The organism is Robertmurraya dakarensis, from assembly GCF_900156875.1.
Classification (GTDB): Bacteria; Bacillota; Bacilli; order Bacillales; family Cytobacillaceae; genus Robertmurraya; species Robertmurraya dakarensis.
The window spans coordinates 2,763,863-2,784,182 of record NZ_LT707409.1; the positions used below are offsets into that span (position 1 = coordinate 2,763,863).

The 20,320-nt window shown below is 39.0% G+C and carries 25 protein-coding genes; 13 read left to right on the forward strand and 12 right to left on the reverse strand.

What is annotated here, in order from left to right; genetic code table 11:
• Positions 1-56: 56 nt before the first annotated feature.
• Positions 57-1,532 (reverse strand): anion permease, encoded by a 1,476-nt coding sequence (locus CZ487_RS22220; protein WP_084783350.1) that lies wholly within the window; start codon positions 1,530-1,532, stop codon positions 57-59.
• Positions 1,533-1,986: 454 nt separating this feature from the next.
• Entirely contained in the window at positions 1,987-2,379 is a 393-nt protein-coding gene (gene yugI, locus CZ487_RS22230; protein ID WP_077214435.1) for a S1 domain-containing post-transcriptional regulator GSP13, read from the reverse strand.
• Positions 2,380-2,731: 352 nt separating this feature from the next.
• Here yugI and CZ487_RS22235 point away from each other — a divergent pair, with 352 nt between their 5' ends.
• Together CZ487_RS22235 and CZ487_RS22240 are read left to right on the forward strand one after the other, a co-directional pair.
• Positions 2,732-4,075 carry a sodium-dependent transporter gene (locus tag CZ487_RS22235; protein ID WP_077214436.1) on the forward strand — a complete coding sequence of 448 codons (1,344 nt, stop codon included), beginning with the start codon at positions 2,732-2,734 and terminating at the stop codon, positions 4,073-4,075.
• A 97-nt stretch (positions 4,076-4,172) separates the two neighbouring features.
• The gene (locus CZ487_RS22240) at positions 4,173-4,412 is read left to right on the forward strand and encodes a helix-turn-helix domain-containing protein (protein WP_077214437.1); all 240 of its coding nucleotides are present in this window, start codon (positions 4,173-4,175) and stop codon (positions 4,410-4,412) included.
• Positions 4,413-4,702: 290 nt separating this feature from the next.
• Here the strand turns inward: CZ487_RS22240 and CZ487_RS22245 are convergent, their stop codons facing one another.
• Positions 4,703-5,869 (reverse strand): aminotransferase, encoded by a 1,167-nt coding sequence (locus CZ487_RS22245; protein WP_077214438.1) that lies wholly within the window; start codon positions 5,867-5,869, stop codon positions 4,703-4,705.
• Complete coding sequence (locus CZ487_RS22250; protein WP_077214439.1) at positions 5,869-6,369, reverse strand: Lrp/AsnC family transcriptional regulator; 501 nt, start codon at positions 6,367-6,369, stop codon at positions 5,869-5,871. Before CZ487_RS22250 ends, CZ487_RS22245 begins: the two co-directional genes overlap by 1 nt.
• A gap of 142 nt (positions 6,370-6,511) precedes the next feature.
• On the opposite strand from CZ487_RS22250, the gene CZ487_RS22255 reads away from it, so the two are divergent.
• Positions 6,512-7,342, forward strand: coding sequence for an alpha/beta fold hydrolase (locus tag CZ487_RS22255; protein ID WP_077214440.1), 831 nt, complete (start codon positions 6,512-6,514; stop codon positions 7,340-7,342).
• A 4-nt stretch (positions 7,343-7,346) separates the two neighbouring features.
• Here CZ487_RS22255 and CZ487_RS22260 read toward each other — a convergent pair whose 3' ends face one another.
• Entirely contained in the window at positions 7,347-7,607 is a 261-nt protein-coding gene (locus CZ487_RS22260) for a DUF1871 family protein (protein ID WP_077214441.1), read from the reverse strand.
• Positions 7,608-7,693: 86 nt separating this feature from the next.
• Here CZ487_RS22260 and CZ487_RS22265 point away from each other — a divergent pair, with 86 nt between their 5' ends.
• Positions 7,694-8,863: a MalY/PatB family protein gene (locus CZ487_RS22265; RefSeq protein WP_077214442.1), complete on the forward strand. Its 1,170-nt coding sequence runs from the start codon at positions 7,694-7,696 to the stop codon at positions 8,861-8,863.
• 190 nt (positions 8,864-9,053) lie between these two features.
• Here CZ487_RS22265 and CZ487_RS22270 read toward each other — a convergent pair whose 3' ends face one another.
• Positions 9,054-9,260, reverse strand: coding sequence for a hypothetical protein (locus CZ487_RS22270; protein WP_077214443.1), 207 nt, complete (start codon positions 9,258-9,260; stop codon positions 9,054-9,056).
• Between the two features lie 267 nt (positions 9,261-9,527).
• Here CZ487_RS22270 and kapB point away from each other — a divergent pair, with 267 nt between their 5' ends.
• A complete protein-coding gene (gene kapB / locus CZ487_RS22275; RefSeq protein ID WP_077214444.1) occupies positions 9,528-9,908 on the forward strand; it encodes a kinase-associated lipoprotein KapB in 381 nt (126 codons plus the stop codon).
• Between the two features lie 52 nt (positions 9,909-9,960).
• Here the strand turns inward: kapB and kapD are convergent, their stop codons facing one another.
• Both kapD and CZ487_RS22285 read right to left on the reverse strand, forming a co-directional pair.
• Complete coding sequence (gene kapD / locus CZ487_RS22280; RefSeq protein ID WP_077214445.1) at positions 9,961-10,584, reverse strand: 3'-5' exonuclease KapD; 624 nt, start codon at positions 10,582-10,584, stop codon at positions 9,961-9,963.
• Positions 10,585-11,103: 519 nt separating this feature from the next.
• Positions 11,104-11,328 (reverse strand): hypothetical protein, encoded by a 225-nt coding sequence (locus tag CZ487_RS22285; RefSeq protein ID WP_077214446.1) that lies wholly within the window; start codon positions 11,326-11,328, stop codon positions 11,104-11,106.
• A gap of 365 nt (positions 11,329-11,693) precedes the next feature.
• On the opposite strand from CZ487_RS22285, the gene CZ487_RS22290 reads away from it, so the two are divergent.
• From CZ487_RS22290 to mnhG, 7 genes are read left to right on the forward strand one after another with little or no spacing between them, the layout of a single operon-like run.
• Positions 11,694-14,099, forward strand: a complete 2,406-nt coding sequence (locus tag CZ487_RS22290) for a Na+/H+ antiporter subunit A (RefSeq protein ID WP_077214447.1) — start codon at positions 11,694-11,696, stop codon at positions 14,097-14,099.
• The gene (locus tag CZ487_RS22295) at positions 14,096-14,521 is read left to right on the forward strand and encodes a Na(+)/H(+) antiporter subunit B (protein WP_077214448.1); all 426 of its coding nucleotides are present in this window, start codon (positions 14,096-14,098) and stop codon (positions 14,519-14,521) included. Before CZ487_RS22290 ends, CZ487_RS22295 begins: the two co-directional genes overlap by 4 nt.
• On the forward strand, positions 14,521-14,862 hold the full coding sequence (locus tag CZ487_RS22300) for a Na(+)/H(+) antiporter subunit C (RefSeq protein ID WP_077214449.1): 342 nt from the start codon (positions 14,521-14,523) through the stop codon (positions 14,860-14,862). The genes CZ487_RS22295 and CZ487_RS22300 overlap by 1 nt, the downstream gene beginning before the upstream one ends.
• Positions 14,855-16,336: a Na+/H+ antiporter subunit D gene (locus tag CZ487_RS22305; protein WP_077214450.1), complete on the forward strand. Its 1,482-nt coding sequence runs from the start codon at positions 14,855-14,857 to the stop codon at positions 16,334-16,336. The genes CZ487_RS22300 and CZ487_RS22305 overlap by 8 nt, the downstream gene beginning before the upstream one ends.
• Before the next feature lie 6 nt (positions 16,337-16,342).
• Positions 16,343-16,819 (forward strand): Na+/H+ antiporter subunit E, encoded by a 477-nt coding sequence (locus CZ487_RS22310; RefSeq protein WP_077214451.1) that lies wholly within the window; start codon positions 16,343-16,345, stop codon positions 16,817-16,819.
• Positions 16,819-17,103 carry a Na(+)/H(+) antiporter subunit F1 gene (locus tag CZ487_RS22315; protein WP_077214452.1) on the forward strand — a complete coding sequence of 95 codons (285 nt, stop codon included), beginning with the start codon at positions 16,819-16,821 and terminating at the stop codon, positions 17,101-17,103. The genes CZ487_RS22310 and CZ487_RS22315 overlap by 1 nt, the downstream gene beginning before the upstream one ends.
• Positions 17,087-17,494, forward strand: coding sequence for a monovalent cation/H(+) antiporter subunit G (gene mnhG / locus CZ487_RS22320; protein ID WP_077214453.1), 408 nt, complete (start codon positions 17,087-17,089; stop codon positions 17,492-17,494). Before CZ487_RS22315 ends, mnhG begins: the two co-directional genes overlap by 17 nt.
• A 63-nt stretch (positions 17,495-17,557) precedes the next feature.
• Here the strand turns inward: mnhG and CZ487_RS22325 are convergent, their stop codons facing one another.
• Together CZ487_RS22325 and CZ487_RS22330 are read right to left on the reverse strand one after the other, a co-directional pair.
• Entirely contained in the window at positions 17,558-17,944 is a 387-nt protein-coding gene (locus CZ487_RS22325; RefSeq protein ID WP_077214454.1) for a hotdog fold thioesterase, read from the reverse strand.
• A 20-nt stretch (positions 17,945-17,964) separates the two neighbouring features.
• Positions 17,965-18,570, reverse strand: coding sequence for a DedA family protein (locus CZ487_RS22330; RefSeq protein ID WP_077214455.1), 606 nt, complete (start codon positions 18,568-18,570; stop codon positions 17,965-17,967).
• A gap of 222 nt (positions 18,571-18,792) precedes the next feature.
• On the opposite strand from CZ487_RS22330, the gene CZ487_RS22335 reads away from it, so the two are divergent.
• Complete coding sequence (locus CZ487_RS22335; RefSeq protein WP_077214456.1) at positions 18,793-19,194, forward strand: YuzC family spore coat inner layer protein; 402 nt, start codon at positions 18,793-18,795, stop codon at positions 19,192-19,194.
• A gap of 64 nt (positions 19,195-19,258) precedes the next feature.
• Here CZ487_RS22335 and CZ487_RS22340 read toward each other — a convergent pair whose 3' ends face one another.
• Positions 19,259-19,480: a hypothetical protein gene (locus CZ487_RS22340; protein ID WP_077214457.1), complete on the reverse strand. Its 222-nt coding sequence runs from the start codon at positions 19,478-19,480 to the stop codon at positions 19,259-19,261.
• A gap of 210 nt (positions 19,481-19,690) precedes the next feature.
• Positions 19,691-20,227 (reverse strand): HD domain-containing protein, encoded by a 537-nt coding sequence (locus CZ487_RS22345; RefSeq protein ID WP_077215426.1) that lies wholly within the window; start codon positions 20,225-20,227, stop codon positions 19,691-19,693.
• Positions 20,228-20,320: the final 93 nt, after the last annotated feature.

Below are 20,320 nucleotides of genomic sequence, written 5' to 3' on the forward strand. Positions count from 1 at the left end.
TCCTATTAGCTGACCTCGAACAATTGTTTACTATTGTTCGAGGCCGAGAGATTTTTTTACCATAAACCAAGAATCTTCCACCATACTCCGCCGACAATTCCCCAGATCAGGATATGGGCGATTGATACAACAAAACCAAGGGACCACCATTTGTTTTGTGATGTATATCCAGGACCAAAGAATACTGGAGCAGGACCGCATCCATAGTGTGTTGTACAAGAGAACAAGTTTGAGAAAAATGCTAATAGTAACGCTGATAACATTGCAGGTGCACCTGCCGCAATGGCAACGGCTAAAAACGCTGCATACATTGCACTAACATGAGCTGTGTTACTTGCAAAGAAATAGTGAGAGTAGAAGTATACTAATGCTAGAACGACAATTGCCCAAATCCAATTCATTTCGCTGACTGCACCCTTCATCATGTCACTGAACCATGGGATCATGCCGAGATTATTTAAATAAGTCGCCATCATGACGAGAGCCGCAAACCATACTAATGTATCCCAAGCTCCTTCTTCTTTTTTAATATCACTCCACTTAAGTACTTCTGTCAGAAGCAGTACCGCTAAACCGATTAATGCTGTAGTAGTCGCATCAATGCCGATCTTACTGCCAAATATCCATAATCCTAGAATCAGAACGAATACCATGATCATGTTCCATTCTGCTTTCTTTAACGGACCCATTTCTTTTAACTTTTCTTTTGCAATTTCAGCAGCTGCCGGTGTTTCCTTAATTTCCGGCGGGTTTAATTTATAGAGAATAAGCGGAATCGCAATTAAGCTGACGATTCCCGGAACAATTGCAGCAATTGCCCAGCCTGTCCAGGTTATTTCCTGCCCCATTACGTCCTTTGCAATTGAAGCAGCTAACGGGTTCGCTGCCATCGCTGTCATGAACATTGCGGATGTAATCATGTCGCCTTGGAATGCTACCGTTGATAAAAATGAACCCATTTTCTTTTGTGTGCCATCTTCTACTTTGGAACCGAATGTATCTGATAAAGATCGAATGATAGGAAATATAATTCCGCCTGCACGTGCAGTATTACTTGGCATCGCAGGAGCTAAAACTAGATCACTGATTAAAAGTGAATAAGACAGCCCTAATGTTTTCTTACCGAACTTTTGAACAAACATGTAGGCAACCCTGTTTCCTAGTCCAGTTTTTATAAATCCTCTTGAGATGAAGAATGCGATCACAATTAACCAAATCGTACTGTTTTGAAATCCCGATAGTGCATCTGACAACGCTAATGTCCCTGTCAAAACGGTCGAGGTTATTGCCAAAATCGCGACTCCTCCCATTGGCAAAGGTTTAATAATTAAACCAACAATGGTTGCAACAAAGATTGCAAATAAGTGCCAGGCCTTTGGATCAAGTCCCTCTGGTGTAGGAATGAACCAAAGTATTGCCCCGATTGCCAACGTGATTAAAAGTGGGATTAGCTTTACATCTTTTTCTCCCTTCGTCGGCTTGAGTGGTGTTACCTTATGAGCTCTTTTTAATGCTGAGTGGCTCATTGCCATCGTTAACACTCCTTTTTATTTTGTTCAAGCGATTCCTTTACGTGAAACACTTCACATAATACCTTGAATTAAAAAATTAGAACTACCAAATACTGATGGCTGTCAATGGTATTACCGCTTTAATTTTACCGAGTCAATGAAATATTTCAGATAGTGAAATTTCACTGTACTGCACCTCCCGATCGCCTTTCAGATAACGATGTTGTGCCTCGTTTCTATGCATTTATCATAATGAAAAGGACTCAATCAGAGAAGTTTTAAAAAGTTAATGCATGATTAATAAAAATTATAAAAATAAGCATGTGATGATGTTCACATACTTTAAGGGAAAAGGCTGTTTCTGTAACATTTCAGCCTACATTCAGACAATAATTCTTCACTACATTTACTTGACAAAGCAAAAAAAGCTTGCAAAGGAAAATTCCTTAGCAAGCTTTTTTTATACTTATTAAAATTAGCGTTGTGATTGTTCAATCCACTCTTGAAGCTTATCTTTAAGTGTGTTGAAGCCTTGTGAAGAATCTGTATCTGTTTTGAAAGCTGCTGCAGCTTGACGTCTGCGAGGTGCTTTTTTAGCTTTTGGTGCTTCTGTTTCTGCTGGAGCTTCTTGTGTAGCGCGGATTGATAATCCGATTTTTCCAGCTGCTTCGTCGATTGATAACACCTTAACTTGTACTTCATCTCCAACTTTTAGATGTTCGTTAATATCTTTAACAAAACCATGTGTAACTTCTGAAATATGCACAAGTCCTTGTGTATTTTCGTCTAATGCTACGAATGCTCCGTATGGCTGAATTCCTGTTACTTTACCTGTTAATACACTACCTACTTCGATTTTCTCTGACATATAAACACTCCTAAATATTTTTTGTTTTTTATACTTTTCCCCACTCTACAAGACATAACCGTGTCCTCTGAATGATTGCTTGTAAGAGCACCACTAATCCTAAGTGAAAGAAGGGCAGACTATATTTATTCCCGTTCCGATACATCTGCTTTTAACTTATAAATACAATAAATTTCACTAAGACAGCTTAACTATATACGCAATGCAAAATTATAACACAAGTTAAAGCATTTATCAAAAAAGTTATTACTATTATATATTCTTCACTGTTAGCTTACTCAGAAAAATCCCTACACATTTCGGGGAAATAATAGTAACATGGAAAAATACGAGTTTTTTGGAGGAGACAAGCATGAACACACAGGAACAATGGACATCAAAGCTAGGCTTTATCCTTGCCGCAGCAGGTTCCGCCATTGGTCTCGGGGCAATTTGGAAATTCCCTTATGTGGCTGGAACAAATGGAGGAGCTATCTTTTTTCTTATTTTTATCTTAATGACTTTATTTATAGGAACACCTATCTTAATGGCTGAATTTATCATCGGCCGGAACACACAGAAGGATGCAGTAAGCGCCTATAAAACACTTGCACCGCATTCAGCCTGGCCGATGCTGGGATATCTGGGCGTCATCGCCTCGATGATCCTTCTATCGTTTTACGGTGTTGTCGGAGGATGGATCCTCTCGTATTTATGGAGAAGTGTAACAGGGGCCTTTACCGGATTAGCGTCAGAGGATTATGGTGCTTTATTTAATGAAACAATTGGCAATCCCGTTGAATCAGTAATTGCCCAGCTCATCTTTATGATCTTAACGATTTGGGTTGTACAGGGCGGTGTATCAAAAGGCATTGAAAAAGCCAATAAATACATGATGCCTGCGTTATTTATTCTTTTTATCGTTCTTGCCTTTCGTTCGCTGACACTGGATGGGGCCATGGCAGGGGTAGAATTTTTATTAAAACCTGATTTTAGCTCTATTACAGCTCAAACGATTTTACTGGCGATGGGGCAATCCTTTTTCGCATTAAGTGTTGGTATTTCCGTAATGGTAACTTATGCCTCTTATTTATCAAAAAAAGAAAACATTACCAAATCGGCGTTTTCCGTTGTTGGCTTAAATATCCTGATTTCACTATTAGCAGGGCTGGTCATTTTCCCGGCAGTTTTTGCCTTAGGATTTGAACCTGGTGCAGGACCCGGACTAGTATTCGTCGTACTGCCTGCTGTATTTAATGAAATGGTTTTCGGTGGAATCTTTTTAACGATCTTCTTAATCCTCCTCTTATTTGCGACCATGACTTCTGCTTTTTCGATTTTGGAAATTGTTGTTGCCGTGATGGTGAAAAAAGAAGGAAAGAAACGAAAGAAAGCCTCTTGGATTGCTGGGATGATTATTTTCGTTTTAGGAATTCCCAGCGCATTGTCGTTCGGGGTACTATCTGAAATCACGATCTTTGGAAAAAGCATATTTGATTTTGCGGACTTTCTTGTGAGCAACCTCAGTCTGCCGATTGGAGCATTATTCATTTCCTTATTCGTCGGTTACCGTATGCCAAGAAAAATGGTGAAGCAGGAATTAGAGCAAGGAACAAAAGGTTTAGCGCAATTATTTAACCTATGGTATTTTGCCATTCGTTATCTTGTACCTGTAGGAATTATTCTCGTCTTTTTAAATTCAATTGGTTTAATCTAATTATTTGAATATTTAATGAATTTTATTTAAAAACACATAAGTATCACCATCCCTGTGATAAACTATAATAAGAATAACAGGAAGGGGTGGTGATACCATGGTTTCTATTGGAGATAATATTAAGCTTTGCCGCGAAAGATTAAATATGTCCCAGGAAGAACTTGCACTAAAATTACGTGTTGGCCCTTCAAAAATTCAAAAATACGAGTCTGGAGAAATTGTTCCAAACACAGATACACTTTTAAAAATTTCAACAGCTCTTGATACTCCTGCTTCCGTCTTCTTTGATACAAGAATGCCATTAATGGAGGATACAACATTCGAGCAGCTGCATTAATTTTATGGCGGGGAATCCTCGCTTTTTTTTGTTAAAAATTGTTTAAAAAAAGTAAAAGTGGAAAAGCTAGTCCTATAAGGCTTTCTAGTATTCCCCCCTTTTTGAAGTGGACGACCAATATGGTTGTCCTTTTTTTGTGTTTATTTTAGTTCGGTTCCCAAAAGCCGTACCGGTGGACTTCCGTGACTCTCACGGCTGCCTCTTCCTTTTGCTTTTCCACTTTGACAGCTCCGTGATCACACTCCCCCAACAAAAAAACTGCCGAGTTTCCCCCGACAGTCTTAGCGCTTCTATAACTTATCAATAAAGCGTTTCATTCTTTTTACTGCTTCTTGCAGCTGTTCCATTGAAGAAGCGTAGGAACAGCGTATATGGCCTTCTCCGCTTGCTCCGAATACGTCTCCTGGAACAACGGCGACTTTTTCCTCTAACAACAAACGTTCTGCAAATTGTTCTGAAGATAAACCTGTTCGTTTGATGGATGGAAATGCATAGAAAGCTCCACCTGGAATATGACAATCCAGTCCAATCTCATTTAATGACTGAACAAAATAATTCCGGCGGCGGCGGTAGCTTTTCTTCATTTCCTCCACATCTTCTCTGCCGTTCTTCAGAGCTTCTAAGGCAGCATACTGTGCCATCGTTGGCGCACACATCATGGCATATTGATGAATCTTCAGCATCGCCTGTGTGATTTCTTCAGGCGCACAAACAAAGCCTAAGCGCCACCCTGTCATCGCGAACCCTTTTGAAAAACCAGAGATTAAAATCGTACGTTCCTTCATCCCTTCAATCGCAGCCAAGCTCACATATTTCTCATCATAAGAAAGCTCTGCGTAAATTTCATCAGACAAGATGATAAGGTCATACTTTTTCGCGATGTTTGCGATTTCTTCTAGCTCCTCGCGATTTAACATGGACCCTGTTGGATTATTTGGCGAACAGATCATAATCGCTTTCGTTCTGTTTGTAATCGCTTTTTCAATATCGTTTGCCCGTACTTTAAAATCATTTTCCTTTTCCGCCTGCACCGTCACTCCTTTTCCTCCTGCAAGCGTAACAAGAGGTCCATACGATACGAAGCAAGGCTCCACGACAATTACCTCATCACCGGGATCCAAAATGGCTCTTAAAGCAATGTCTAAAGCCTGACTGGCACCAACCGTGACAATTATTTCACTTTTAGCAGAATACGGAGCTTGAAAATTTTTCTCCATATAAGCCGATATTTCTTCTCTCAGATCCATTAAGCCGGCATTAGCCGTATAGGATGTGTAGCCTTGTTCAAGTGATAAAATTGCGGCTTCTCTTACCGACCAGGATGTAACAAAATCAGGTTCCCCCACGCCGAGAGAAATAACTCCTTCGATTCCAGCAGCTAAATCAAAAAAGCGGCGTATCCCTGATGGTCTTAATTCATCAACTGTCTTTGACAGGTAGGATTTTGTTTGTTTCATTACGGTGACACCACAATTCGTTTATCGTCATCTAGCTTTTCAAAAATAGTGCCGTCATGCTTGTATTTTTTCAAAATAAAATGAGTGGTTGTTGAAATAACTGAATCAAGTGTAGACAATTTCTCAGATACGAATTGAGCCACTTCATTCATCGACTTTCCTTCAATCACAACTGACAAATCATATGCACCAGACATTAAGTACAATGCCTTCACTTCTTTATATCGATAAATTCTTTCAGCTACATCATCAAAGCCCTTGCCGCGTTTCGGTGTAACCTTTACATCAATCATCGCAGTTACCCCTTCATGGCCGGAAATCTTTGACCAGTCCACGATCGAAGAATATTTTACAATAATCTTCTGGTCCTCTAACTTTTTCATCATCGCTTCTGTTTCTTCGAGGCTTAAATTGACCATTTTTGCGACGTCTTCATTGGGAATGCGAGCATCTCTCTCTAGAATCTCAACGATTTCTAGTTCCTTTTCGGATAACTTCATTAACCTTCACCTCATAATACTGTCATAAAATATCTAAATTATAGCAAAATATTCGAAGAGTTGATATTTGATTTTATATTTTTTTTATTATTTTTAACTAGTTAGGTAATAAGTAACCGGAGTATACGAAGGGAAGATTAAAATGCAGTATAAGTTTTATAAAGGCCACAAGGAGATTAACGGCAATGATCTTTACTACGAATATTTTAAAAAACAAGAGAATTCCGCGAAGACCTTATTATTAATACATGGTTTTCTTTCGTCTACCTTTAGCTTCCGCCGTCTCATCCCATTTTTAAAAGAGGACTATAGCATCATCTCCGTTGATTTACCTCCCTTTGGTAAAAGCGGAAAGTCGGTACAATATGTGTATTCTTATGAAAATATGGCAAAGTCGGTCATCGAGCTTGTCGAACATCTGGGCCTCAAGGGAATTGGATTAATTGGGCATTCAATGGGCGGGCAAATTTCCTTAAACATTGCCCATTTACGGCCGGATCTGGTTGATAAAGCTGTATTACTATCAAGCTCAGGGTATTTAGCACGTGCGAAACAATCGCTGATTTTAACGAGCTACATTCCCTTTTTTCATTTCTTTGTGAAGCGGCATTTGGCGAAATCCGGAGTGATGCGGAACCTGAAGAATGTGGTCTATAACCATGCACTTATTGATGATGAGATGTTTAACGGGTATTTAGTACCTTTTTTGGAGGATGATATTTTTAAAGCATTAACGAGAATGCTTAGACATCGCGAAGGGGATCTGCCTGAAGAAGTGCTGCATAAAATTGAAACGCCCAGCCTGTTAATTTGGGGAGAACATGATAAAGTCGTCCCCCTTGGGATTGGGAAACGACTGCATAAGGATTTAAAAAATTCCGAGCTGATTGTCCTGGAAGAGACCGGACACCTCGTTCCTGAAGAACGGCCGGAGGAAGTTTATTGCCATATCAAGAAGTTTTTAGAAAGGTAAAAAATCATATCGAACACGAATCCTCATTCTTAATGGCAAGCATCTCAACGCTTATTTGTTTGCATTTTACCAGCGGGATGATTTCTTCAAATGAAAATTCATAAATAGCCTGAATTTTTCTGGCGAGCTTATCTCTATCATTCAACATATGTACAGCTTGAAGGGTATCAGCAATTTCTGAATCGTATGCTTCTTCCCCATAACCGAGGGGATCCCATTCCTTTAAAAGCTTAACAAGCTTTAAATTCGTATTAAGCATTTCCATGTTTCATCACCTAATTGTTTTATCTTTTTATCCATATATCTTATCATAGAGTGAGGGACGTTTATACTTACAAGAGGAGTGTTAAGATGGCAAAATATAATTTTCACGAAAAGCTCGATCGGTACAACACATCTTCAGTTAAATGGGAGATGACAAAGCAAGTCTTTGGGGAAGAAGAAATCCTGCCTATGTGGGTTGCAGATATGGACTTTCAGCCGCCAAAGGAAGTAACGGACGCATTGAAGAACAGAGTGGAGCACGGAATCTATGGCTACACCTTCACACCACCCTCTGCAACAGAAGCTGTCCAATCATGGTTGAAAAAGCGCCACGACTGGGAAGTTGATTCATCATCTGTCATCTACAGTCCCGGTGTGGTACCTTCAATTGGCATTGCTGTAAACGCATTGACAGAACCAGGGGATAAAGTCTTGATGCAATCTCCAGTCTATCCACCGTTCTTTAATATGGTTAAAAACAATGACCGGGTTGTCGTCAACTCTCCTTTACTTTTGAAAAACAATCGCTTTGAAATTGATTTTGCGGATTTTGAGGAAAAGTTAAAGGAAGGGGTCAAGCTTTTTATTTTATGTAACCCCCATAATCCTGGAGGCCGGGTTTGGACGGAAGAGGAACTGCGAAAGATGGCCGACCTTTGTATTAAATATGACTGCTTAATCCTATCTGATGAAATTCATTCGGATTTAATTTACTCACCAAATGTGCATGTTCCAATGGTCAAATTGGATAAAAAGTATGAAGACTATATCGTAACTTGCATTGCACCAAGCAAAACCTTTAACATTGCCGGTCTGCAAGCGTCAGCAGTAATCGTTCCTAATGAGAAGCTGCGTGTTGCTTTCCAAAAAGTACAAGGAAAGCAGGGCTTTCACGCGTTAAATACATTTGGAGTCATCGGACTTGAAGCTGCCTATCGACATGGCGAAGAATGGCTTGAGGAATTACTAGTTTATCTAACTGAAAACGTTGAGCTTTCAATCAAGTTTATTGAGGAACAAATCCCGAATCTGTCTGTAATGAGACCAGATGGAACGTACCTGCTGTGGATCGACTGCCGGAAATCGGGCTTGTCTGATGCAGAAATTAAAGAAGCGCTACTTAAAAAGGGTAAAATCGGCTTAGAGCCAGGTCCAAAATACGGTCAGGGCGGCGAAGGATTTGTTAGAATGAATATCGCATGTGCACGCGATGTTCTGATGGATGGATTAGAACGATTGAAGAAAGCTTTTGATTGACACTCGTTTTTTAAGTTTCGCTAATAAAATTGATTAAACGAGAATAAATGTGGAAGTTTCGCGAATATAATGAGCTGAACGAGAATAAACGCGTCGGTTCCGCGAATAAATTCCGATGAACGAGAATAAATAACAAATTCGATATAAAAATAGCCGCCTGATCCGCTACCGGTTCAGGCGGCCTTCATTTTTATTGATCCACGTTCTTTTCACCGTTTAAAATCCTGTCTTCTAGTTCTTTCGCTTTTTCCGCGTCTTTGCGCGATTTTTTCACAATGAATCTAAAAGTAAAGATGCATAAAATAAGAAAGACCGCAAACGAAAATGCTGCTGGTATATATTCTGTTTTGTCTTCAGGAAAATACAAAAATAATGAGAGAATCGTCCATTGAAACATCATATTCTTCCTTTCTGCCAAGACAGGCAGTTGTCAAAATACCATTATATCAACAACTTTCGAACCTAACCATCTTTTCCACTTATTTCACAATGGTTATTTTTTTAATTAACACGTCCTCAACAGGTTTGTCGAGCTTCCCTAGCTCAACATTGGCAATATGTTGTTTTTTCACGGCATGTCCCTCCAAAAAACTTTGATTATATGTTGTTTTAGGTCATAATTATCATAAATCATTCTTTTAGTGTTTGGAAAGGAGTTCGTACAATGGAAGAACTTAAAATTGGCGATACTGTGACAGCCATTAATAAAACAGGGAAATATATTGGGGAAATAACAGATATACGGCCGCAGCACTATTTGGTTCGAGTATTAGCCGTGTTAAAACACCCGATGCAGGGTGACTTACATAATCCAAAGGATGCGGACGTTCCATTTTTTCATGAAAGAAAAGCACTTGCATTCAGAGAACAGACGAATGTACCGCTGAAGATGGTAAAACCTTATGATGGGGAAATCCCTGATTATGGGCAGTCACTTAAAGACGCTGTAGAAAAGCTTAAAGGAGAATTAAAGGAAGATTCTTCAGCATGGGCTTTGCAAAGTATAAGGAATATCGAGACTCTCGAAAAGGAGTATTTCAAATAAAAGTTGACTCCATTATATAATAAGCCAAATCAATTTATAAAGATTTGGCTTATTATGCAAGAATATTCATGAGCTTGGATAGATCGATTCGATCCCCGATCGTAGTCGGCTCATGCTTTTGTAAGTAACGCTTGTCTTTCTCAACTAATTTAAAGATATTATAGGTTGTCAGCGCATCATCTAAGGCACGATGATGTTTTCCTGTGCCTTCCTTGCCATATTCTTGAACCGCTTTCCATAACCCTGTCTGATTTTGATCACCAAAAAACCGCTTATATTCCATGGATAAATCAACTTCGTGTGCCTTTAGCGGAAAAGGTACACCGCCCTTTTGACAGTTGTTTCGAAGCACCTTCATATCCATGTTCCCCCACGTTACAACCGTATTCTTTTTGACATCTGCACTAATTTCCTCAAACTTTGTCACTAGATCAACAAAACGAATCCCGGAATTCACCTGTTCCTGTGAGATATTCAGAAATGATTTGCACCTGTTCGATAATTCAGGGAATCTTAATGGCAGCACATAAGAAGAATATTTTTCATAAATCTCCTCATTTCGAACCGCAACAATTCCAACTTCAATGATTTCTGGATAAAATCCTTTAAATTTCCCGCTTTTTTCTGGCATAGTAAACTCGAAATCAATAAATAAGTATTGATGGTCCTCCTTCATCCCTTCACCTGCCTCCTTTCCGAATGAATAGTTTCATAGACTTATGGATCACGAAATCCTAAAAAAGGGTTACACTAGCTAGATTGTTTACCTCCTATTATACCATGAAATAGCGAGAAATTTTTTTATTTTTCTGTAAAATAATGCTAATTTTCGCAGTCAACTGTCCCTTTCAGTTCAACGTAAAAAATTAGGGATTTTATCACCTTCACCTTCATGATATTCACATTACCCTGACTTTTATTCACAGTTTTAAATGCAGCATGAAGAAGCAGTATATCGGAGTGATCGCAACACAAATTGCCCCATTATCAGAGGGGTTTCAGTCCAAGTCGGAAAACTACCTCTAAAAGCTAATAAAAGAACCCCCTCACCATCAATATGAAGGGGTCCTGCCTTATTTTCGCTATGCCTTTGGAATATACACACAGTATGGCTCACTTTCAAGATAATCTCCGGTTACGCGTAGGTTTGTCTAATTGAAAAATGAGGGTGACGCAAAAGCCACCCTCTCCTTTATTAAAGCCCTTCGATTCTCACATACTCTCGTGACTTAAAGATCTCATACCGCTTTTTCCCAGTATTTCCGACTTGATAATTTATGGGAACAATCTCAACTATTTCTTCTTCTTCCGCAACAGCCATTGGGTCATAAAATTCCCTGTTGTCTTTATTATTGATCACCCAAGCCAGTGAAAATAAAAGGATAAATATGGATAGAGATGCAATTACTTTCAATTTCAATCTGCACACCTCCGTCTATTAGATAGTGTGGATTGAAAAATACTCTTTTATTCAACAAAATTTTTAAAAAGTTTTTTAACAAAAAATACGTGTTTCTACCTATTTAATAAATCTAGAAAAGTCCTTTGGTTATAGGAATCTGAAACATGCACGAACATTTATTTTAGGTTATAATTTTTTTATGGCGGTCAACTGAACGGAATGATTTCGTTTTATGGGCAGTAACTAGAGAACTACAATCGAGCTGGCAATTCGTTATATTGGAAGCATTTAGGGAATGTCGAGTATAAAATGAATTTTTTCCATGAATGATAATGGTGTTGACCATTGTAGAAAATTGTCTTTTTATAAAAGGAGGTTTCGGTTTGTCACTACTGCATTTAGCAATAATTTCACCACTATTATTGGCAATTTTTATTCCGATGTTGTATAAAGCTTTTCGCAATATACATACTGGATGGTTTGTATTACCTCTGCCAATACTCTTATTTTCCTATCTCCTTACCTACTTATCTGCAACAACCAATCAACAAACTGTTGCAGAAACATTAAACTGGATTCCGTCACTAGGAATTAACTTTACTGCAAAAGTAGATGGACTTGGTCTTCTCTTTGCATTGTTAATTACGGGAATAGGATCTTTAGTCGTTCTCTATTCAATTTATTATTTAGGGAAGGAAAAAGAGAAGCTAGGTAACTTTTATGTCTATTTATTAATGTTTATGGGTGCCATGCTCGGGGTTGTTCTTTCAGACAACTTAATCGTGATGTATGGATTTTGGGAGCTAACGAGTTTCTCCTCTTTCCTCTTAATCGGATATTGGTACCACCGCGAAAAATCACGTTATGGTGCACAAAAGTCGATGATGATTACCGTCTTTGGCGGACTTGCCATGCTCGGAGGGATTATTCTTTTATACAACATGACTGGATCGTTCAGCATCACGGAGATTGTCAGTCAATCAGGAGATATATTTAATCACCCGTTATTTGTTCCTGCACTTCTCTGTATTTTATTAGGTGCATTTACAAAGTCAGCACAGTTTCCATTTCACATCTGGCTTCCAGATGCGATGGAAGCGCCAACACCAGTCAGTGCCTACTTGCACTCCGCCACGATGGTTAAAGCAGGTATTTATTTAGTAGCACGATTAACACCGGTCTTCGGCGAATCACCAGTATGGCTATGGTTAATTGCCGGATTCGGAATTGTCACCTTATTCTGGGGATCTTTCTCTGCCGTCAAACAAACCGATTTAAAAGCGATACTTGCTTTTTCAACGGTCAGTCAGCTCGGGATGATTATGTCTATGCTTGGAATTGGAGCTGCCGCTCTACACTATGAAACACTAGATGATAATATTTTTACAGTCGCTACAACAGCAGCGATTTTTCACCTTATTAATCATGCAACCTTTAAAGGTAGTTTGTTCATGGTTGTCGGAATTGTCGATCATGAAACTGGAACGAGGGATATTCGTAAACTCGGAGGATTAATGAATTTCATGCCGATTACGTTTACCTTGTCGATTATTGGAGCCTTTTCAATGGCCGGCTTACCGCCATTTAATGGTTTCCTAAGTAAAGAAATGTTCTTTACAGCGATGGTTCGTGTTCTTGAGCTTGATATATTCAGCCTTGATACATTTGGAATACTATTCCCTGTCCTAGCTTGGATCGCTAGTATCTTTACGTTCATTTACAGCATGATCCTTGTATTCAAAACATTTACAGGCAAATACCAGCCAGAAAAATTGGACAAGAAGCCGCACGAAGCACCATTTGGTATGTTAATTTCACCGATTATCTTGGCATCGCTTGTGCTAATTATCTTCTTTTTCCCAAATTTATTATCTCAAAGTATCATTGCCCCAGCGATGGCTTCTATTCTGCCAAGTCTGCTGGAAACCGGGAAAGAGTTCATTGTTCACATTTATTTTTGGCATGGATTCACGATTGAATTATTCATGACCTTCGGAGTCATTGTACTCGGAGTACTCCTATATTTGACCAAAGACAAATGGAAGAAGGTTTATGGCCTATTCCCTGAAAAGCTTGCACTAAATAAGGCCTATGATGGAATTTTAGCAGGTATGCAATCAGGGTCCTATCGTTTAACGAGCAGCTACATGAATGGTTCGATCCGTTCGTATCTTGTGTACATTTTTGGTTTCTTTATTTTGATATTAGGTACTTCTTTATTTGCAAAAGGTGCCTTTAAAATGGATACCAGTAATGTAGCATCGATAGGCATTTACGAATTATTGCTGGCGATTTTTATTGTCATCGGAACTGTTAGTATTCTATTTTCTAAGTCACGGTTAGCGTCCATCATTATTCTCGGGGCCGTCGGGTACATGGTATCGCTATTTTATGCCATTTTCAGAGCGCCGGATTTAGCACTAACACAGCTTACGATTGAAACCATTTCGGTAGCATTATTCTTAGTATGTTTCTATCACTTACCAGAGCTTAAAAAAGAAGAAGCAGGTATGAGCTTCAAGCTTACAAATGCTGTTATTTCGGTTGGAGTAGGTGCAATCGTTACCCTTATTGCCCTTTCAGCACACAGCAATAAGTTGTTTGATTCAATTTCTAAATACTATGTTGAAAATACGTATACAGAAGCAGCTGGTAAAAACATGGTAAACGTAATTCTAGTCGATTTCCGTGGATTTGATACATTATTTGAGATTACGGTTTTAGCAATCGCATCACTTGGAATTTACGGCATGATTAAATTACGAAGCACAAGGAGGAAAGAAGGATGAGAACAACTAATAACGTGATCCTGCAAACATCTATAAAGATTCTTCTTTTCTTCATCGTGTTGTATTCAGTTTATATCTTTACTGCAGGTCACTATTATCCCGGCGGCGGCTTTATCGGCGGACTAATGACCGCTGGAGCGATTGTACTATTATTGATCGCTTATGATATTAAAACAGTTGCTAAAATTCTGCCTGTAAATTATCGAATTTTAACGGCTGTTGGATTGATATTCGCGATTGGAACTAGTGCAGGCGCACTGCTCTTTAATGTTCCTTTTTTAACGCACGCCTTCGGACATGTGGTGATTCCTGTCTTAGGGGATATTTCTCTTCATACTGCTACACTATTTGATTTAGGTGTTTATTTTGTTGTTGTCGGTGTCACGATGACCATTATTCAAACAATAGGGGAGGATGAATAATGGAAATATTAATGGCTTTTGTTGTTGGTATTCTATTTATGACTGCTACTTATCTAATGCTGTCTAAAAGTTTGCTGCGTATTATTGTCGGGACTGGGATTTTGAGTCACGGCGCACATCTCCTGCTATTAACAATGGGTGGATTAAAAAGAGGGGCTGCGCCTCTTTTAGGAGAAAATGCTGAAGCTTATACAGATCCATTGCCACAAGCGCTAATTTTAACTGCAATCGTAATTAGCTTTGGGGTAACAGCATTTTTCCTTGTATTAGCTTACAGAGCCTATCAAGAACTTGGGACGGATAATTTGGAAAAAATGAGAGGAACAGAAGGTAATGAATAATTTAATTGTTTTACCGATCTTAATCCCATTATTAACTGGGGCAATCTTAATATTTTTTAGCAAGCGTGTAATGGCTCAGCGCTGGATTGCCACCCTTTCATCGATTGCAACTATAATTGTCTCCTTCTTAATTGTTCAGAAGGTTCGTTCAGAAGGCATTCAATCCCTTAATATCAGCAGCTGGGATGCTCCTTTTGGGATTACTCTCGTATCAGATATGTTTTCATCCTTGCTTGTCTTGACTACAAGCATTATCGGATTTGTGATTTTAATCTACTCCTTTAAATCAATTGGAGAAGAACGAGAAAAATTCTACTATTACGCTGTATTTAACTTTTTATTAGTTGGGGTCAACGGTGCGTTCACAACAGGTGATATCTTTAACTTGTTCGTGTTCTTCGAAGTTATGTTGATGTCATCTTATGTACTGCTTGTTTTAGGGGGAACGAAAATTCAGTTAAGAGAATCCATTAAGTACTTGCTCGTGAATGTGATCTCGTCTGCGCTTTTTGTTATTGCCGTTGCCTATTTGTACTCGGTTGTCGGTACCCTGAATATGGCGCATGTGTCCCTTCGCATTGCTGAAGTAGGACAACCCGTTATCATAACGGTTATTGCAGTTTTATTCTTGGTTGTATACGGCCTGAAAGGCGCTATTTTCCCGCTATACTTTTGGATGCCCGGCTCTTACTATGCGCCGCCTATTCCAGTGCTGGCACTGTTCGGTGCATTGTTAACAAAAGTTGGTGTGTATTCAATCACAAGGACCTATACATTGTTCTTTTATCATGATGCAGGTTTTACCCATCAGCTTCTCGGTATTTTGGCTATTCTCTCTATCATCGTTGGGGTAATTGGTGCGATTGCATACTGGGATATTAAAAACATCGTTATTTACAATATCATCGTCGCTGTCGGCGTCATCCTTTACGGTATATCTGTCATGACTCCTGATTCTTTAGCTGGATCTGTTTACTATCTATTACATGACATGATTATTAAAGCAGCCTTGTTCCTGCTTGTCGGTATTGTGATTGCCGTTACGGGAACAAGCAATTTGAAAAAGATCAGCGGTTTAATCAAGCATTATCCAGGGCTGGCATGGACTTTCTTTATCGCCGCGATGGCTTTAGCGGGAATCCCTCCTTTAAGCGGCTTTATCGGAAAAGTGCTGATTGTCAAAGGTGGATTTGAAGGAGAAAGCTATGTCGGAGCTGCAATTGTTCTAATGTCCAGCTTGCTTGTTTTATTCTCCATTATGAAAATATTCATTAACGGATTTTGGGGTGAGGATCGTTCCTATGACGTGAAGGAAAAAGCACCCGTGAAGTGGCTGCTTATCTCTCCAGTTATTCTAGTTATCCTATCTGCACTATACGGTCTTGGTTCAGAAGCCATTTTACCGTATATTTATCAGGCAGCTGAGACGCTATCGGATCCAAGTATTTATATTCAAGCTGTCTTAAAGGAGTGATAAGGTATGGCATTTCAAATTTTATTAAATATTGCTTTGGCGTTCCTATGGATGTTCATCAAAGTATCCTATGATCCGGTTAGTTTTATCAGAGGTTATCTATTCGGACTTCTGATCATCTTTGTACTAAGACGATTCTTTCATTCTCGTTTTTATTTATACCGAGTATGGTCGATGATTTCCTTAGTTTTACTCTTTTTTAAAGAGCTCGTCCTATCGAACTGGTCTGTTGTAAAATTAGTAATAAGACCTAAATTAAATATACGTCCGGGGATCTTCGCCTATGAAACAAATTTAACGGAGGACTGGCAGATCACCATTCTTTCGAACTTAATTACATTGACCCCTGGTACATTGGTACTTGATGTATCTGACGATAATAAAACTTTGTACATTCATACGATTGATATCGATGATGTGGATGATGCCGTTAGCTCTATTAAGAATTCATTTGAGAAAGCCATTATGGAGGTGAGCCGTTAATGCTAGAGATCATCATTAAATTATCATTGTTGGTTTTAGCTATTGCAATGCTGGCGCTCATCTACCGCGTCATAAAGGGGCCCACCACACCAGATCGAGTTATAGCTCTCGATGCGGTTGGAGTCAATCTGGTGGCGATTGTGGCGCTTCTATCCATTGTGTTAAAAACACATGCTTTTCTTGAGATTATTCTATTAATCGGGATTATCGCATTTATCGGAACTGTCACCTTTTCAAAGTACCTAGAGAAAGGGGTTATTATAGAACGTGAACGCGATAATTGAGTTTCTCATAGGCTTCTTCATTTTAGTTGGTGCTCTCCTAAGCTTGGTTGCTGCTTTTGGTGTCATTAGACTTCCTGACGTTTATACCAGAAACCACGCAGCATCTAAATCAGCTACATTAGGGGTCATGTGTATTTTATTAGGAGCTTTCTTATATTTCTATCATTTAGAAGGACATTTTAATTCAAGACTGATTCTAGGATTCGTCTTTCTGTTTATGACCTCTCCGGTTGCAGGGCATTTAATCAGCAGAGCTGCCTACCATTCTGGAGTTCCATTATGGAACAAGAGTGTTAGAGATGATTTAAAGAGAGATATGAAAAAAGCTTCAGCAGGTAATAAAGATGATTTAAAGAAAAACAACAAGAAAAAAGCTTTAGTAAGTAAATAACCTATATTAACGAATAAGAGCCCGTTCTCGATAGAAGAACGGGCTTTTTACATATTAAGTATTTTATCTCCTTTTAATAACCGCCATCGTACATCTCGAAACACAAACTAAGTTACCTTCTTCATCGGTAATTTTAATGTCCCAAACATGTGTCGTTCTCCCTTGATGAAGGAGGGTAGCAGTAGCGGTAACAATCCCCTCTGTCTTACCTTTAATATGATTCGCGTTAATCTCTAACCCTACCGCTGCTTCTGTCTCTTGATCAACCAATTCAAAAGCACCCATTGAAGCAACCGTTTCAGCAAGAGCAACCGATGCCCCGCCATGCAGGAGGCCAAATGGCTGCCTTGTCCGTTCATCAACAGGCATGGTCGCAACCACTAACCCTTTTTCTAATTTAAGAATTTCAATCCCTAAATTGCTGATAAGTGTATTTTTATGACGTTCCAACCTCTTCCACCCCTCAAATTTTACTGTGTTGATTTTAATTTCTGTCTTCTTTTTCTTCTCATTAATTTAAATAATACAACAACAAGTAAGGAAATTCCTGCCACTACAAATAATTCGGTTTCATATTTGACAATCGTATCGCGATGATCGCCGAACCAAAAGCCTAAACTAAACATAATTGTCAGCCAAATAAATGCCCCAGAATATGCAAATAGGGCAAATGTTTTAAAAGGCAGCTTGCTTACCCCATACAAAAAAGGAACAAAGTTTCTTAAACCAGGGAAGAAATAACTGATCATCAGAGAATGAGCGTGGTATTTGTTCATGAACTTAATCGATTTATCGATCGTCCTAGAGAGCCTTTTCCTTTTTTGAAAAAAAGGAAGAAGAGGCCCCCCTATATATTTCCCAATCAAAAAACAGGTTGTTAATGCCGCCATCATTCCAAAAAAGGTAACAAAATATGTAATAACGGGATTAAGAACTTCTTCAGAGGCAGCAAGTCCCACAGTCATAATAATGACTTCATTTGGGATCGGCGCACCAAATACACCTAGCCAAAGCCAAAGAAAAAGTCCTAAATATCCGCTTTTTTCGATAAGATCTAATATGAATTCTAACTCCATTGAGGCAATCTCCCCTTAACTTCGTACATTCTTGTGGATTCTAAAGTAATCCACACGAGGGATCTGTTTATTTAAATATGATACTACTTAAGTATATCAGATTTTCCCCAAAACCCATGTGTTCTGCTTGCTTCGCAAATGGGAAAAACATCAGATAAGCTGCCAATGCATATATATGAAAAGGATGTAATTACCATATTTACACCGAAAGGAGATGAGTTCATGCATAGCTATTATCCATACTATATAAATCCTCAATACTACTCTAGACCATACGCTTATGTCCCGTATTATCCCTATCCAACAACTTATTACCCTTACCCCCGCCAACTGCCGGATGTAAACCCATCCATCTTTATGGAATCCGCACACCATATGCAAAATATTATGAAATCTGCCAGCGATTTATTAGAAAAAATGGCAAGTTCAAAGAAATTCTCACTAGATTTAATGGATGCGGCTCAAAAGTCAGATAAACAGAAAGTAAATGCATTAATAAAAGAAACGGGCATTCCTATCATTCCGAATGCTACCTACACACCAGATGGGCTAAAGCTCCAATTTCAAGCACCTTCAGAAACTGCTGATTGCTGCAGCTTGACCCTTGCATTAAGGTGGATGTAACCGAAGAACGGTCTCGATTTGGAACCGAGACCGTTTTAATATGCTATTAGAATTTCTTTTTTGCCTAATAATAGAATGGACCGCCATAACCCCCATATCCATACGGACCATAATAGGGCGGATATGGTGCATAAAACGGGTATGGTCTAGGACGCGGATAAAATGCAGTGCCTAATAGTCCCCCAGCTAGGCCCCCTAAGAAGCCTCCAACTAGTGGACCCCCAAAGAAGAAGAACCTGTCATTACGCATTGGCATTGGTGCCGGCGGCCTCCTATAATATTGCATATGCTTACCTCCTTCAACTATCTAAAAGTAATTCTCTATAGTACTGCATATGCAACGAATACCTAGTTGGCGTGGGCTAACTCTTAATGTTTCCGTTTTTGGTTTTTTCAAAGTGTGATTTATTCCTAAACAGATTTTCAATTGAATTTTTAAAACACCTGGAGTTTACTTTTACGAAAATGTTTGGACATAACTGTGGGGGAGTTGTGCTTACTGATCAACGATTTTTTTACTGTAGCCTAACTCAGCGTCAATCCACTGATCTAAACGGGAGATACTCTGTCTTGCCCGGTCCTCATCTATTTTGCGATAGTGATGTAAACCGCCTTTTTCTTCATCCTTCTCATCAGCCCATTTTACGACTTGCTGCAGTGCTGTGCGTTCAATATCGTTCGTGGGTAAGAATGAATCTGTGTGAAAAAGAATAGCTAAAGCAATTTCTTTTGCTCTTACAGGATTCTCACCAAGGCGAATGAGTAATTTATGGGCTCTTTCCGCACCTTTAATCGCATGTATATCATTTTTCTTGTATAAATCATAATCCCACTTTCCATTTTTATACCATGTAAAGTGGCCAATATCATGAAGGAGCCCGGCCTTGGCTGCAATATCTACATCTACTTTATGTTTTTTTGCAAGATGATAAGCATGGTATGCAACTGCAATCGCATGAGCTAATCCAGATCGATTTAAATATTTTTGTGCAATATGGTGTTCAAAAATTGCTAAAAGTGTCACATCTCGCATCATCAACACTCCTTCCATTTTGAAAAAAAGACTCCTTTAGAGGAGCCCTTACTTTCTAAAAATTTTTATTATTTCGCATTATAACATAAGCGG